Genomic DNA, 14002 nt, shown 5'->3' with positions numbered 1-14002 from the left:
AGACCTCCATGCAAGCCACCCAGAACAAGACTTATGCAGGCGCCTGCGACTGCCATGTGCATATTTATGAAGACAAGTACCCGCTGATCCCGAATGTCGCGGTGATCCCGCCGCACTCGCCCGTGTCGGCCTACCGCGAGGTGCAGCAGGCGCTGGGCCTGGAGCGCGCCGTCATCGTGCAGCCCACCGGCTATGGCTTTGACAACAGCTGCACCCTGGATGCACTGGCGCAGATGGGCGACGCGGCACGCGGCATCGCGCTGGTGGCACCGGACGCGCCCGACGCCGAGATCCAGCGCCTGCACGACGGCGGCATGCGCGGCGTGCGCTACATGATGATTGGTGGCCCGCTGAGCTGGGACTCGCTGGAGCCCATGGCGACGCGTCTGAAAGATTTCGACTGGATGATCAACCTGCAGCTGGACGGGCGCAACCTGCCCGATCATGAAGAAGTGCTCAAGCGCCTGCCCTGCCAACTGGTGATCGACCACAACGGCAAGTTCCTCGAGCCTGTTAGCCCCGACCACCCGTCCTTCCAGTCGCTGTTGCGGGTGCTGGACACCGGCCGCGCCTGGGTCAAGCTATCGGCGCCTTACGAGACCTCCCAAACCGGCGCGCCCGGCTATGACGATGTCAGCCTGCTGGCGCGCACGCTGGCCGAAAAGTTTCCCGAGCGCTGCCTCTGGGCCAGCAACTGGCCGCACCCGGGGCGCAAGCCCGCGCCTTCCGACGTGGCCATGTATGAGCTGCTGTTTGCCTGGACGAGTAGCGATGCAATGCGCCAGAAAATCCTGGTGGACAACCCGGCGCAGTTGTACGGCTTTGAATAATTGCTATTAAAAGCATAGCTTATTGCGCCCGTTGCATATGGGCTGGAGGCCTGAAGGGCATCAAGCCATGACCGGCACGGGCTTTTCTTCCTTGGTCACCAGCCAGATGCCCCAGCACACCAGCAGCAGCGCCGCAGCGTTCTTCCACTCGAGGAAATTCTCGTCCAGGAACAGTGCCGACAGCGCGGTGCCAAACACCGGGATCATGAAATTGAACACGGTGACCATGCTGACCCGGTTGTACTTGAGCAAGATGGTCCAGAGCGAAAACGCCGCCGAAGACAGCATCACCAGGTAAAGCATCAGGGCGATGGACTTGGCCGTGAAGCCGGTCAGCGCGCCGCCGGCGGCAAAGCCGATCAGCACCAGGGCCAAGCCGCCTATGGCCAGCTGCCAGCCGGTCAGCACCACGGAATCCACGCGCTGCGAGACCTTCTTGCCGTAAATGCTGGCGGCCGACAGCACAAAGGCCGCGATCACCACAAAGCCCTCGCCCAGCAGCGTGAAGTCAAAGCTCAGCAAGCCCTCGCTGAAATTCACCACCATCACGCCGACAAAGCCGACGACGCAGCCCAGCGCCTTGTTAAAGCTGAGCCTGTCGTTCTTGTAGATGAAGTGGGCCAGCAGCACGCTGAAAAAAGTGCCGGTGGCGTTCATGATGGAACTCTTCACGCCCGTGGCGTAGGCCAGGCCGATGTAGAAAAACACGTACTGCAGGCTGGTCTGGGTCAGGCCCACCAGCGTGACCTGGCCGAGGGTAGGGCGGTCCAGCCTGAGCGGCTTCTTGCCCACGGCCGCAATCGCCAGCAGCACCAGGCCTGCAAAGATGAAGCGCCAGCCCGCAAACACCAGCTTGGAGGGAATGTCATCGGCCGCAATGTGGAACAGCGCATAGCCGTTCTTGATGGCCGGGTAGGCGCTGCCCCAGAGCAGGCAGCACAGCGAGGCGAGCAGAAAAACGACCTTGCGGCTGGTAAAAAAAGACGCGCTAGAGGGGCGATTCAAGGCGGACATCCTTCAGGGTGAGGCGCGCGAAGCGCCAGGAAGCGCCAGGAAGCGCCAGGAAGCGGTAAAGAGAACGCTGACAAGGCAGCGTTCAAAGCAGCCGCGCCAGATAGTGGCCGGTGTGGCTATGGGCATTGGCGGCCAGCGCCTCGGGTGTGCCCACGCCCACCACCTGGCCGCCGCCGGCGCCGCCTTCGGGGCCCATGTCGATCAGCCAGTCGGCCGTCTTGATGACGTCGAGGTTGTGCTCAATGATCACGATGGTATTGCCCGCGTCGCGCAACTGGTGCAGCACCTTGAGCAGCAAGTCGATGTCCGCAAAGTGCAGGCCGGTCGTGGGTTCGTCCAGGATGTAGAGCGTGCGGCCGGTGTCGCGCTTGGAGAGCTCCAGCGCGAGCTTGACGCGCTGCGCCTCGCCGCCCGACAGCGTGGTGGCCGCCTGGCCCAGCTTGATGTAGGACAGGCCCACATCCAGCAGGGTGTGCAGCTTGCGCGCAATGTGGGGCACGGCCTTGAAGAATTCGGCAGCAGCCTCGACCGTGAGGTCCAGGATTTGCGCGATGTTCTTGCCCTTGTACTGCACCTCCAGCGTTTCGCGGTTGTAGCGCTGGCCCTTGCAGACGTCGCAGGGCACATACACATCGGGCAGAAAGTGCATTTCGACTTTCACCACGCCGTCGCCCTGGCAGGCCTCGCAGCGTCCGCCGGCGACGTTGAAGGAAAAACGCCCGGCGCCGTAGCCGCGCTCGCGCGCCGTGTTCATTTCCGCCATCAGCTCGCGAATCGGCGTGAAGAGGCCGGTGTAGGTGGCCGGGTTGCTGCGCGGCGTGCGGCCTATCGGTGACTGGTCGACATTGATGACCTTGTCGAAATGCTCTATGCCTTCAATGCTCTCGTGCGGCGCGGGCTCTTCATGCGCGCGGTACAGCGTGCGCGCCACGGCCGCATACAGCGTGTCGTTGACCAGCGTGGACTTGCCCGAGCCGGAGACGCCGGTGACACAGGTCAGCAGGCCCACGGGGAACTCCACGCTCACGCCCTTGAGGTTGTGGCCGGTGGCGCCGACCACGCGCAGCGCCTGCATGTCGCCTTGCGTCGCCAGGTGCTGGGCCTCGCGCGCCGCGCGGCGCTCCGCGGCCGGGCTTTGCGGAAAGCGCGAGGCCTTCTTTTTCTCGGCCGCTTCCACGGCCTTCACGGTCGGCAGCCACGGTGTGCGGCGCTTGGGCACGGCAATCTTGAGTGTTTGCGCCAGGTACTTGCCGGTCAATGAATCGGGGCTGGCCTTGACCTCTTCAAACGTGCCCTGCGCCATGACGCGGCCACCGTGAATGCCGGCGCCCGGCCCCATGTCGATCACATGGTCGGCGGCGCGGATCATGTCTTCGTCGTGCTCGACCACCAGCACGCTGTTGCCGATATCGCGCAGGTGCTTGAGCGTGCCGATCAGGCGGTCGTTGTCGCGCTGGTGCAGGCCTATGCTGGGCTCGTCGAGCACATACATCACGCCGGTCAGGCCCGAGCCGATCTGCGAGGCCAGGCGTATGCGCTGCGATTCGCCGCCCGACAGCGTCTCCGCGCTGCGGTCCAGGCTCAGGTAATTGAGGCCCACGTCATTGAGGAATTTCAGGCGCAGGCCAATTTCGCGCACCACCTTGTCGGCGATCTCGGCCTTGGCGCCTTCCATGGTCAGGCTGCTGAAGTACTCAAAACTCTCGCGTAGCGTGACGCGGCTGATTTCGTAAATCGCCTTGCGCGGATGCGTCGCCATGTCGCCGCCGGACTTGCCCACCAGATACACATGGCGGGCCTCTTTGCGCAGGCGCGTGCCGCCGCAGTCGGGGCAGGCCTGCAGGCTGCGGTAGCGCGCCAGCTCTTCGCGCACGGTGGCGGAGTCGGTTTCGCGGTAGCGCCGTTCAAAGTTGGTGATCACGCCTTCGAATGGGTGCTTCTTGCTGACCTTCTTGCCGGCCGAGTTGCCCGAATCCATCACGTAGCTGAACTTGATCTCTTCCTCGCCCGAGCCGTACAGCACCACGTGGCGCACGTTTTCGGGCAGGTCTTCAAAGGCCGAGTCGATGTCGAACTGGTAATGTTTCGCCAGGCTTTCCAGCATGGAAAAGTAATAACCGTTGCGCCGGTCCCAGCCCTTGACGGCGCCGCTGGCCAGGCTCAGCGTGGGAAATGCCACCACCCGCGTCGGGTCAAAAAATTCCATATGGCCCAGGCCGTCGCAGCTCGGGCAGGCGCCTACCGGCGAGTTGAACGAGAAAAGCCGCGGCTCCATCTCGCTGAGCGAGTAGTCGCAGACCGGGCAGGAAAACTTGGCGCTGAAGAGATACTCTTTGCCGGTGTCCATCTCCAGGGCAATCGCCTTGCCGTCGGCCAGGCGCAGCGCGGCCTCGAAGCTTTCGGCAAGACGCTGCTGCAGGTCGGGTGCCGGCGGCGCGCCGGCTTCCTGGCCGGCCTCTGGCGCGAGTTCGGCGTGGGGCTGCCGGTTCTTGTTCGCGCGGACCTTGATGCGGTCAATCACCACGTCAACATTGTGCTTCTCGGTTTTCTTGAGCTTGGGCAGCTCGTCAAATTCATAGGCCGTGCCGTCGACGCGAAAGCGCACATAGCCGTGCGCCTGCATCTCGGCAAACACATCGACAAACTCGCCCTTGCGGTCGCGCGCTACCGGCGCCAGGATCATCAGCTTGGTGTCTTCGGGCAGGCCCAGGACGGTATCGACCATCTCGCTGACGCTTTGCGCCTGCAGCGGCAAATCATGCTCGGGGCAGTAGGGCGTGCCGGCGCGGGCAAACAGCAGGCGCAGGTAGTCGTGGATCTCGGTCACCGTGCCCACGGTGGAGCGCGGGTTGTGCGAGGTGGCCTTCTGCTCGATGGAAATCGCGGGTGACAGGCCCTCTATCATGTCCACGTCGGGCTTGTCCATCAGCTGCAGGAATTGCCGCGCGTAGGTGGACAGGCTCTCCACATAGCGGCGCTGGCCCTCGGCATACAGCGTGTCAAAGGCCAGCGAGGACTTGCCCGAGCCACTCAGCCCGGTGATCACCACCAGCTGGTTGCGCGGAATATCGAGGTCGATATTTTTGAGGTTGTGCGTGCGCGCCCCGCGAATGCTGATGCGCTGGGCGGCAAGAATATGGGCCCCCACGCTCTTGGCTTCGCCGCTCTTCGAGAACACTGCGTGTAAGTCGCTGCCCCCCGAGGGGGCTGAACTTGCTTGGGGCGGCCCGGCGCTGCGTTCGCTAGCCTCCACGCCCGACGGCGGGGAAACCAAATATTTGCTGTCGTTGGGAGAGTTCACTGTATGGGGCGCCGCAAAACTCTCCATCATAGACCGAAGCCCCGTTTCGAGCACAATAGGCGGCTGTGCACCCGCCCATGCGGCCGGCCTTTGTACTTTCTGGTATTTGCGGACCGCTGCGGCGGTCAATTTCTCCGAACGTCGCCTAACTCCTTCCTTTTCAGACCTTCTTGACCGTGTCTTCTGCCCCCCCGTCCTTCCCCATGACCGCCACCGAGCGGCGCGCCAGCGGCTCGCTGGCGCTGATTTTTGCCCTGCGCATGCTGGGGCTGTTTCTGGTGCTGCCGGTGTTTGCCCTGGAAGCCGCCAAATACCCCGGTGGCGATGACCCCGCCCGCATCGGCCTGGCCATGGGTATTTATGGGCTGACCCAGGGCATCCTGCAAATCCCCTTTGGCATCGCCTCGGACTGGTGGGGCCGCAAGCGCGTGATCATTGCCGGCTTGCTGATGTTTGCGCTGGGCAGTTTTGTCGCCGCCTGGGCGCCTGACCTGAACTGGTTGATTGTGGGTCGTTCGCTGCAGGGCGCGGGCGCGATCTCGGCGGCCGTCACCGCGCTGCTGGCGGACTGCACCCGCGACGAGGTGCGCACCAAGGCCATGGCGCTGGTGGGCGCCAGCATTGCCCTGATGTTTGCCCTGTCGCTGGTGGTCGCGCCGCTGCTGGCCGGCTACATCGGCTTGCACGGCCTGTTTGCCCTGACGGGTTCGCTGGCGCTGGCGGGGATTGCCGTCATCGTATGGTGGGTGCCGCCCGAGCCGCTGCTCCACGTCGACCGGCCGCGCGGCAGCGTCGTCGAGGTGCTGAAAGACCTTGCCCTGTTGCGGCTGGACTTTGGCGTGTTTGTGCTGCACGCCGTGCAGCTGGCCATGTGGGTGGCCATTCCGGCGCTGCTGGTCAGTGCCGGGCTGGAAAAAACCCACCACTGGCAGTTGTACCTGCCGGTCGTTCTCGCCTCGTTCGTGGTCATGGGCATGACCTTGTTTCCCCTTGAAAAACGCGGCTATCTGCGCGCCGTGTTTCTGGGCGCCGTGGGGCTGATTTTCGTGGTCCAGCTGGGCTTGCTGTGGGAGGCCTCGCGCCCGGCCACGGCGCTGCCCAGCCTGGGCCTGCTGGGTGTGCTGCTGTTCCTGTTTTTTTGCGGCTTCAATGTGCTGGAAGCCAGCCAGCCCAGCCTGGCCTCACGCGTGGCGCCGGCGCACGCGCGGGGGGCGGCGCTGGGCGTGTACAACACCTTGCAGTCGCTGGGCTTTTTTGCCGGTGGCGCGATCGGCGGCTGGATCACCAAAACGCACGGCCCCCAAGGGCTTTTCCTCGTCTGCGGCGGCCTGATGCTGCTGTGGCTGCTGGTGGCCTGGCCCATGAAGGCGCCGGGTCGCCATGCGGCCGCGGCCGTTTCAGGCGCCGGGGCGCCGGCAGGCCAGCCAGTTAAACTCTGACCATCAGCTCAGGAGAACAGTCATGGCATCCGTCAACAAAGTCATCATCGTCGGCAATCTGGGCCGCGACCCCGAAATGCGCGCCTTCCCCAGTGGGGACCAGGTCGCCAACGTCACCATTGCCACCACCGACAAGTGGAAGGACAAGCAAACCGGCGAAATGAAGGAGGCCACCGAATGGCACCGTGTGGTGTTCAACGGCCGCCTCGCCGAAATCGCCGGCCAGTACCTGCGCAAGGGCTCGCAGGTTTACGTGGAAGGCAGCCTGCGCACGCGCAAATGGACCGACCAGAGCGGCGTTGAAAAGTACAGCACCGAAATTCGCGCCGACCAGATGCAGATGCTGGGCAGCCGCCAGGGCATGGGCGGCCCCGCTGCTGACGATGGCGGCTACGAGGCCCCCCGTCGCGCTGCCGCCCCCGCGGCCCCTCGCGCACCGGCCCCGGCGCCACGCCAAGCCCCCGCGCCGTCCAAGGCCGCCAGCGGCTTTGACGACATGGATGACGACATTCCGTTCTGATCTGCCAACACGGGTCTTGAAAAATTGGCTCGCTTCAGGCGGGCTTTTTTCATGCGCGTTGCTACTTATTTGGTAGCGACAGGTGACCACTGCATAAGGGAAAGCGTTGAGTTTCTTCAGGAAAAAAGGGGGAAATCCGCCAAGCCGGCGGGCGCCGCGCAGGGTTCCGTCCCGCGGTGCCTGAGGTGGTTTTCTTACAAACGCGTTGGGAAGGGCGGCTGCTTCATGGTTAGCATGTAGGCCTTGTGCGTCCGCCGGCCAAGGGTCTGCTGCACTGCCGGTGGCGCCGTGCCAGGCTGTGGCGGTCACCGCCCCCGCCTTCAAACAACACATTGAAAATGAAAAGTTTTTTATCCACCCACCCCGTTCTTGCCCGCGCGCTTCTTTGCTCGACCCTGTTGACGGCCGGCCTGTCCGCCATGACCCCGGCCCGGGCCAACGGCGAGCTGGAACCGCTCACGAATCTCCTGTCTGAGCCGGGTAGCGTGGGGCTGGGGCTTGTCACGCGGGTGGAGAGCTCGCCCTATCGCGACGGGGGCAGCCGCTTCGACCTGCTGCCGCTCTACCTGTATGAAGGCGAGCGGCTGTTTCTGCATGCCAACCGGGCCGGCGTGAAGCTGCTCAATGGCGGCGAGCACCGGCTGGACCTGTTTGTGGAGCAGCGCCTGGAGGGTTTTCCGACCAACCGTTTGCCGGCCAGCCTGGCCGGCATGACGCAGCGCGAAACCGCCATGGATTTCGGCCTGTCTTACCGCTGGCGCCAGCCTTGGGGCACCCTGCAGGCCGAGTGGCTGCACGACGCGGAAAACACCTACAAGGGCAGCGAGTTCCGCCTGGGCTATACCTATGACTGGCGTTCGGGCCCCTGGATGCTGCGCCCCAACCTGACGCTGGCCGTGCGCGATGCCAGGCTCAACAACTATTACTACGGCGTGCAAGCCAGCGAAGCCGCCGCAGGCCGTCCGGCCTATGCGCCCGGCGGCGGCCTCAACACCTCGGTCGGCCTGTACGGCTCTTACGACCTGTCGCAGCGCTGGCGCCTGCTGGCCGGCGTGTCCGCCACGCTGCTGGACCGCAAGATCAGCGACAGTCCTATCGTGCAAAAGCGCGTGCTGCCCGCCGTGTATGTGGGCGCGGCCTATGACTTCGGCGGTCACCAGCGTGAATGGGCGCAGAACGACTCGCCCACCTACTTCAAGCTGCTTTACGGCAAGTCCACCGAAGACGGCTGCCACCTGGCAAAGATACTGACGGCCCAGTGCCTGTCCACGGCCAAAACCAATTCGACCAGCATCACCGGTATTCAGGTGGGCAAGCCCTTTCTCCAGGATGTGAATGGCTGGCCGCTTGATTTTGTCGGCTACGTGGGCCTGACGGAGCATAACGAGCACGGCTTGAAGGCCAATGGCCTGCAACTTGACCTCTTCATGAAAGCCGTCTATTCCGGCTTTCCGTGGAGTCATCGCGTCAAGACGCGGCTGGGCATGGGCGTGGGCGTTTCCATGGCGCAGCGGGTGCCGTTTATCGAAGCTTCCAGCGCGGCGGCCAATGGCAAGCCGACATCCCGCATGCTGAACTACCTGGACCCGACGATTGACGTGAGTCTGGGCGACCTGCTGGGTTCGCGGGTGCTGAAGGAAACCTATATCGGGTTTGGCGTGTCGCACCGCTCCGGCATTTTTGGTTCATCGCAGCTGCTCGGCAATGTCAACGGCGGCTCCAACTACATCTACACCTACCTCGAGACGGCGCTTTAAGGGGGCGTGCACGCAGCGCGGGCGGCGCCGGAGCGCAGCTTGCTATCTAATTGCTAGCTTTCTGCGCTTGTCCTGACTGGGCTGGCGCCTGATTTGATCGGGTATTTCGCGGTATCCGTTGATTCAGGGCCTGGCGGGCAGGTTTTGTACATTGCTGCCGGCGATCACGCCGCCGCCCAGGCAGACATCGCCCTGGTAGAGCACGGCCGACTGCCCTGGCGTCACCGCCCATTGGGCCTCGGAAAACACCAGTTCGCAGCCTGCGGCCGTGGCGCTGCGCAGTTCGCAGGCCGCGTCATGCTGGCGATAGCGGGTCTTGGCCGCCATGGCGCCGGTCGCCGGCGCGGCACCGGCCACCCAGCTGCAGTCCTGCGCGTCGAGCCGGGTGGATTGCAGCCACGGGTGCTCGTGGCCCTGCACCACCCACAAGGTGTTGGTTTCCAGGTCCTTGCGGGCGACAAACCAGGGCTCATGCTCACCCACGCCGCGCTGGCCGCGTGCCTGCGCGGCTTTCAGTTCGGCGCCCCTGGCTTTCACCCCGCCTATGCCCAGGCCCTGGCGCTGGCCCAGCGTGTAAAAACTCAGGCCCACATGCTCGCCCAGCACGCGGCCCTTGTCGTTCTTGATCGGGCCTGGCGCCTTGGCGATGTAGCGGTTCAGAAAATCGCGGAAGGGCCGCTCGCCGATGAAGCAGATGCCGGTGGAGTCTTTTTTCCTGGCGTTGGGCAGGCCGATCTCGTCGGCAATGCGCCGCACCTCGGTCTTGCGCAGCTCACCGACCGGGAACAGGGTTTTGGCCAGCTGGGCCTGGTTCAGGCGGTGCAAAAAGTAGCTTTGGTCCTTGGCCGGGTCCAGTCCCTTGAGCAGCTCGTGCAGGCCGGTGGCCTCGTTCTGGCGCACCCGCGCATAGTGGCCGGTGGCGATTTTTTCGGCGCCCAGGCGCATCGCATGGTCTAAAAAGGCCTTGAACTTGATTTCGGCATTGCACAGGATGTCGGGGTTGGGCGTGCGGCCGGCCTGGTATTCGCGCAGGAATTCGGCGAAGACCCGGTCCTTGTAGTCGGCGGCGAAGTTGACATGCTCGATCTCTATGCCGATCACGTCGGCCACGGCGGCCGCGTCCACGAAGTCGATGTTGGAGGAGCAGAACTCGCTGTCGTCGTCATCTTCCCAGTTCTTCATGAAGATGCCGATGACCTCGTGGCCCTGCTGCTTGAGCAGGTAGGCCGTCACGGCCGAGTCCACGCCTCCACTCAAACCCACGACTATTCTTTGGCGTTCACCCGACTTTTGCATGGCAGCATTTTAGGGTTGCCGGCTTGACCCTGAAGCCGCAGGGCCTCCGCGCCCCGTGCTCAGGCCTTGGGCGTGTAGACGCTGGGGTCGGTGGTGAGCAGCGTCAAGGGGTAGCGCCGTCCTGCCAGGTAGTCTTCCAGGCCGTTCAGCAGCAAAGGGCTGCGGTGCATGTGAGCGCACGCTCTTATTTCGTCGGCGCTCAGCCACACGGTGCGCACGATGCCTTCATCGAGCGGCTGGCCGGGGACATGTGCCCCCAGCTCGCCGCAAAACGTAAAGCGCAGGTAGGTGATGTCCTGCGGCTTTTCTTCGCTGCTTTGCCCCGGCCTGGCCCGCTCAAAGCGCGAGAGATAGATGCCGACGACCGCCGTCGGCGTGAAGTGAAAGGCCGTTTCCTCCAGGGTTTCCCGCACGCAGCCCTGCAGCGGGCTTTCGCCGGGGTCGAGGTGGCCGGCGGGGTTGTTCAGCTTCAGGCCGTCCCGGGTTTGCTCTTCGACCAGCAGGAATTTCTGGATGCCGTCGACGGTGCGCTCAATCAGTGCCGCGACCGTGACATTGGGTTTCCATCGGTTGTTCATCGCGCGCATTATCCGTGCCCTTCATGACAGGGGTCCGAACGGTCTGGCGGGCTCCTGGGTGCGGTCTGATCCCATGACCGATTCAATGAGCGGGCAGGCGGGGCAAGGAGCTATCGCGTTGAAGCAGAAATGGAATGAAACCCCTGGGCGAAGCTCTGGCGCAAATGTTCGACCAGGCACTGAACCGCTTTGGGCACTTGCGGCGACCACGGCCGCAGGGCGTAAATGCGTTCGCCAAAAAAGCCCTGCACCTGCCAGTCGGGCAGCACCGGCACCAGGAGCGGCTCGCCGGGGCGGCTGGGCGGCAGGCTGAAATCAGGCAGCAGGCCGATGCCTAGGCCGGCCAGCAGCGCGTCGCGCAGCACCTCGCTGTTGTTGGCCTTGAGCTTGCTGGTGAGGCTCACGCCCACGCGTTCGCCCGCCTTGCGCTTGCTATTGCGGGCAAAGGTCCAGCTGCCGACATGGCCGCCGAGGTAGAGCAGGCAGTCGTGCGCCGCCAACTCCGAAGGGTGGGTCGGCACGCCGCGCCGCTTCAGGTAGTCGGGACTGGCCAGCAGGATGGAGCGGGATTCGCACAGCACCCAGGCGACATGGGTTTCCGGCGGCGTGTTGGTGTGGCGTATCGCCAGGTCAAAGCCTTCGCTGGCCAGATTGACGAAGCGGTCGGTCAGCTCCAGCTCGATCTGGATGTCGGGGAAGCGCTTCAGGAATGCCGAGACGCAGGGCGCCAGGTGCTGGCGTCCCAGCGCCACCGGTGCGGTGACCCGGATCAGGCCGCGCGGCGTGCCGACGAGATCCTTGACGGCGATATAGCTTTCGCTGATGCGCTCAAAGGCCGGCTGCATGTCGTTGACCAGCTGCTGCCCGGCCTCGGTCAGGCCCACCGAACGCGTGGTGCGCCGCACCAGCAGCACGCCCGCCAGGCGTTCCAGTTCGCTGATGCGCATGCTGGCCGAGGCCTTGGACAGCCCCAGCCGGCGTGCGGTTTCGGTAAAGCTGCGGGTGGCGGCCAGCACCGTCAGCAGGTGCAGGTCGGCGACGAGCGGGGCGAGTTGGTCGGAGGACATGGCAAGATTCTCACTGTTCAGATATATGAACAATGTAATCACTAAACAGGGCATTATCAAATCGGGCGGGCGGCCCTAGACTTCAAAAAAGCCTGTCACCTTTCATCCCCCCAAAGGAGTCCCCATGTCTTTATCGCCTGCCGCCAGCGCTGCCCAAGCCACGATTGGCCATTACCTGAACGGAAAAATTGCTGCGCCGGCCTCCGGACGCAGCCAGCCCGTCTTCAACCCCGCGACCGGCGCCGTGTCGGGCCACGTGGCGCTGGCTGGTTCGGCGGAGGTGGACGCTGCGGTGGCTGCCGCGCAGGCGGCCTTCCCGGCCTGGGCCGACACGCCGCCGATTCGCCGTGCCCGCGTCCTGTTCAAGTTCCTGGAACTGCTCAACCAGAACAAGGACAAGCTGGCCCACATGATCACCGCCGAGCACGGCAAGGTGTTTACCGATGCGCAGGGCGAAGTCTCGCGCGGCATCGACATCGTGGAATTCGCCTGCGGCATTCCGCAACTGCTCAAGGGCGATTACACCGACCAGGTGAGCACCGGCATGGACAACTGGACGATGCGCCAGCCGCTGGGTGTGGTGGCCGGCATCACGCCCTTCAACTTTCCCGTGATGGTGCCGATGTGGATGTTCCCGGTGGCGATTGCGACCGGCAACTGCTTTGTGCTCAAGCCCAGCCCGATCGATCCCAGCCCCAGCCTGTTCATTGCCGAACTGCTCAAGCAGGCGGGCTTGCCCGACGGCGTCTTCAACGTGGTGCAGGGCGGCAAGGAGGCGGTCGATGCCCTGCTGGTGCATCCGGACGTGAAGGCCGTGTCCTTCGTGGGCTCGACGCCGATTGCCAACTACATCTATGAGACCGGCGCGCGCCACGGCAAGCGCGTGCAGGCCCTGGGCGGCGCCAAGAACCACATGGTGGTCATGCCCGACGCCGACCTGGAGCAGGCCGTGGACGCGCTGATTGGCGCGGGCTACGGCTCGGCCGGCGAGCGCTGCATGGCGATTTCGGTGGCCGTGCTGGTCGGCAATGTGGCCGACAAGCTCATTCCCATGCTGCAAGCCCGGGCCAAGACGCTGGTCATCAAGAACGGCGTGGAGCTCGATGCCGAGATGGGCCCCATCGTGACGGCTGCCGCACACCAGCGCATCACCGGCTATATAGACCAGGGCGTGAAAGAGGGTGCCAAGCTGCTGGTCGATGGCCGCAGCTTCCAGGGCGCGAGCGCCGGCAAGGGTTGTGAGGACGGCTTCTGGATGGGAGGCACGCTGTTTGACCATGTGACACCCGAGATGCGCATCTACAAGGAAGAAATCTTTGGCCCGGTGCTGGGCTGCGTGCGCGTGAAAGACTTTGCCGAAGCGGTGAACCTCATCAACGCCCACGAGTTTGGCAATGGCGTGAGCTGCTTTACCCGCGACGGCCATGTGGCGCGCGAGTTCAGCCGCCGGATCCAGGTCGGCATGGTCGGCATCAATGTGCCTATCCCGGTGCCCATGGCCTGGCACGGCTTTGGCGGCTGGAAGAAAAGCCTGTTTGGCGACATGCACGCCTACGGCGAAGAAGGCGTGCGCTTTTACACCAAGCAAAAATCCATCATGCAGCGCTGGCCCGAGAGCATTGGCAAGGGCGCCGAGTTTGTGATGCCGACGGCGAAATAAGCGCCCCTCAGCGCCATCTGCTGGCCTCTCCCGCAGCCCCATCAGCCGCTAATAGACGGCTCATGGGGCTGTTTTCATGCGTGTTCACCCCCTTTTGGTGCGAAAGACATGGATTGCGCGCATAAAAAGCCCACATTCTCATGTAAGCTTTACGACGGAAATAAGGCCTGTGCAAACCTTGCATGGAGCACTTGAAAAAACCAATCCACTGAGGAGAGAGACCCATGCTGATCGGGGTACCCGCCGAAATCACGGCCGGAGAGACACGCGTTGCCATCACGCCGGAAACGGCCAAAAAGCTTAAAAGCCAGGGCCACACCATACGCGTCCAGTCGGGCGCCGGCGTGGCCGCCAGCGTTCCCGATGACGCCTACCTCGCGGTGGGCGCCGAGATCACCGACGCCGCCGGCGCTTATGCCGCGGACATCGTGCTCAAGGTGCGCAGCCCGCTGAACGGCGAAATCGCGCATGCCAGGCCCGGCAGCGTGCTGGTCGGCATGCTCAATCCCTTTGATGCCGCCGGTCTGCAACGCCTGGCGG

At 64.1% G+C, this 14002-nt stretch carries 10 protein-coding genes and 1 pseudogene; 6 read left to right on the top strand and 5 right to left on the bottom strand.

Annotated elements, in window-relative coordinates:
- Positions 1-8 precede the first annotated feature (8 nt).
- Positions 9-830, top strand: a complete 822-nt coding sequence (locus tag PJE01S_RS21940) for an amidohydrolase family protein (protein ID WP_068835853.1) — start codon at positions 9-11, stop codon at positions 828-830.
- Positions 831-890: 60 nt separating this feature from the next.
- Here the strand turns inward: PJE01S_RS21940 and PJE01S_RS21935 are convergent, their stop codons facing one another.
- Together PJE01S_RS21935 and PJE01S_RS21930 are read right to left on the bottom strand one after the other, a co-directional pair.
- Entirely contained in the window at positions 891-1835 is a 945-nt protein-coding gene (locus PJE01S_RS21935; protein ID WP_245660920.1) for a DMT family transporter, read from the bottom strand.
- A 91-nt stretch (positions 1836-1926) separates the two neighbouring features.
- Positions 1927-5022: an excinuclease ABC subunit UvrA gene (locus PJE01S_RS21930; protein WP_068835851.1), complete on the bottom strand. Its 3096-nt coding sequence runs from the start codon at positions 5020-5022 to the stop codon at positions 1927-1929.
- A gap of 326 nt (positions 5023-5348) precedes the next feature.
- Between PJE01S_RS21930 and PJE01S_RS21925 the strand changes: the two genes are divergently transcribed.
- The 3 genes from PJE01S_RS21925 to PJE01S_RS21915 all read left to right on the top strand — a co-directional run bounded on the left by PJE01S_RS21925 (position 5349) and on the right by PJE01S_RS21915 (position 8861).
- A complete protein-coding gene (locus tag PJE01S_RS21925) occupies positions 5349-6584 on the top strand; it encodes an MFS transporter (protein ID WP_068835850.1) in 1236 nt (411 codons plus the stop codon).
- A 22-nt stretch (positions 6585-6606) separates the two neighbouring features.
- Positions 6607-7104 (top strand): single-stranded DNA-binding protein, encoded by a 498-nt coding sequence (gene ssb, locus PJE01S_RS21920; RefSeq protein ID WP_068835849.1) that lies wholly within the window; start codon positions 6607-6609, stop codon positions 7102-7104.
- A 338-nt stretch (positions 7105-7442) separates the two neighbouring features.
- Positions 7443-8861: a MipA/OmpV family protein gene (locus tag PJE01S_RS21915; protein ID WP_068835848.1), complete on the top strand. Its 1419-nt coding sequence runs from the start codon at positions 7443-7445 to the stop codon at positions 8859-8861.
- 123 nt (positions 8862-8984) lie between these two features.
- On the opposite strand, the gene mnmA is transcribed toward PJE01S_RS21915, so the two are convergent.
- From mnmA to PJE01S_RS21900, 3 genes are all read right to left on the bottom strand, one after another.
- Positions 8985-10157, bottom strand: a complete 1173-nt coding sequence (gene mnmA, locus PJE01S_RS21910; protein WP_068835847.1) for a tRNA 2-thiouridine(34) synthase MnmA — start codon at positions 10155-10157, stop codon at positions 8985-8987.
- A gap of 59 nt (positions 10158-10216) precedes the next feature.
- Entirely contained in the window at positions 10217-10735 is a 519-nt protein-coding gene (locus PJE01S_RS21905) for an NUDIX hydrolase (protein WP_174548574.1), read from the bottom strand.
- A gap of 110 nt (positions 10736-10845) precedes the next feature.
- Positions 10846-11802 carry a LysR family transcriptional regulator gene (locus tag PJE01S_RS21900; protein ID WP_068835845.1) on the bottom strand — a complete coding sequence of 319 codons (957 nt, stop codon included), beginning with the start codon at positions 11800-11802 and terminating at the stop codon, positions 10846-10848.
- Between the two features lie 124 nt (positions 11803-11926).
- Between PJE01S_RS21900 and PJE01S_RS21895 the strand changes: the two genes are divergently transcribed.
- A complete protein-coding gene (locus PJE01S_RS21895) occupies positions 11927-13462 on the top strand; it encodes a CoA-acylating methylmalonate-semialdehyde dehydrogenase (protein WP_068835844.1) in 1536 nt (511 codons plus the stop codon).
- Positions 13463-13686: 224 nt separating this feature from the next.
- Positions 13687-14002, top strand: a pseudogene (locus PJE01S_RS21890) (NAD(P)(+) transhydrogenase (Re/Si-specific) subunit alpha); the annotation flags it as partial.

It is taken from the genome of Polaromonas jejuensis NBRC 106434, from assembly GCF_001598235.1.
GTDB classification, from domain to species: domain Bacteria; phylum Pseudomonadota; class Gammaproteobacteria; order Burkholderiales; family Burkholderiaceae_C; genus Polaromonas; species Polaromonas jejuensis.
This window is presented reverse-complemented; position numbering and strand designations above follow the sequence as displayed.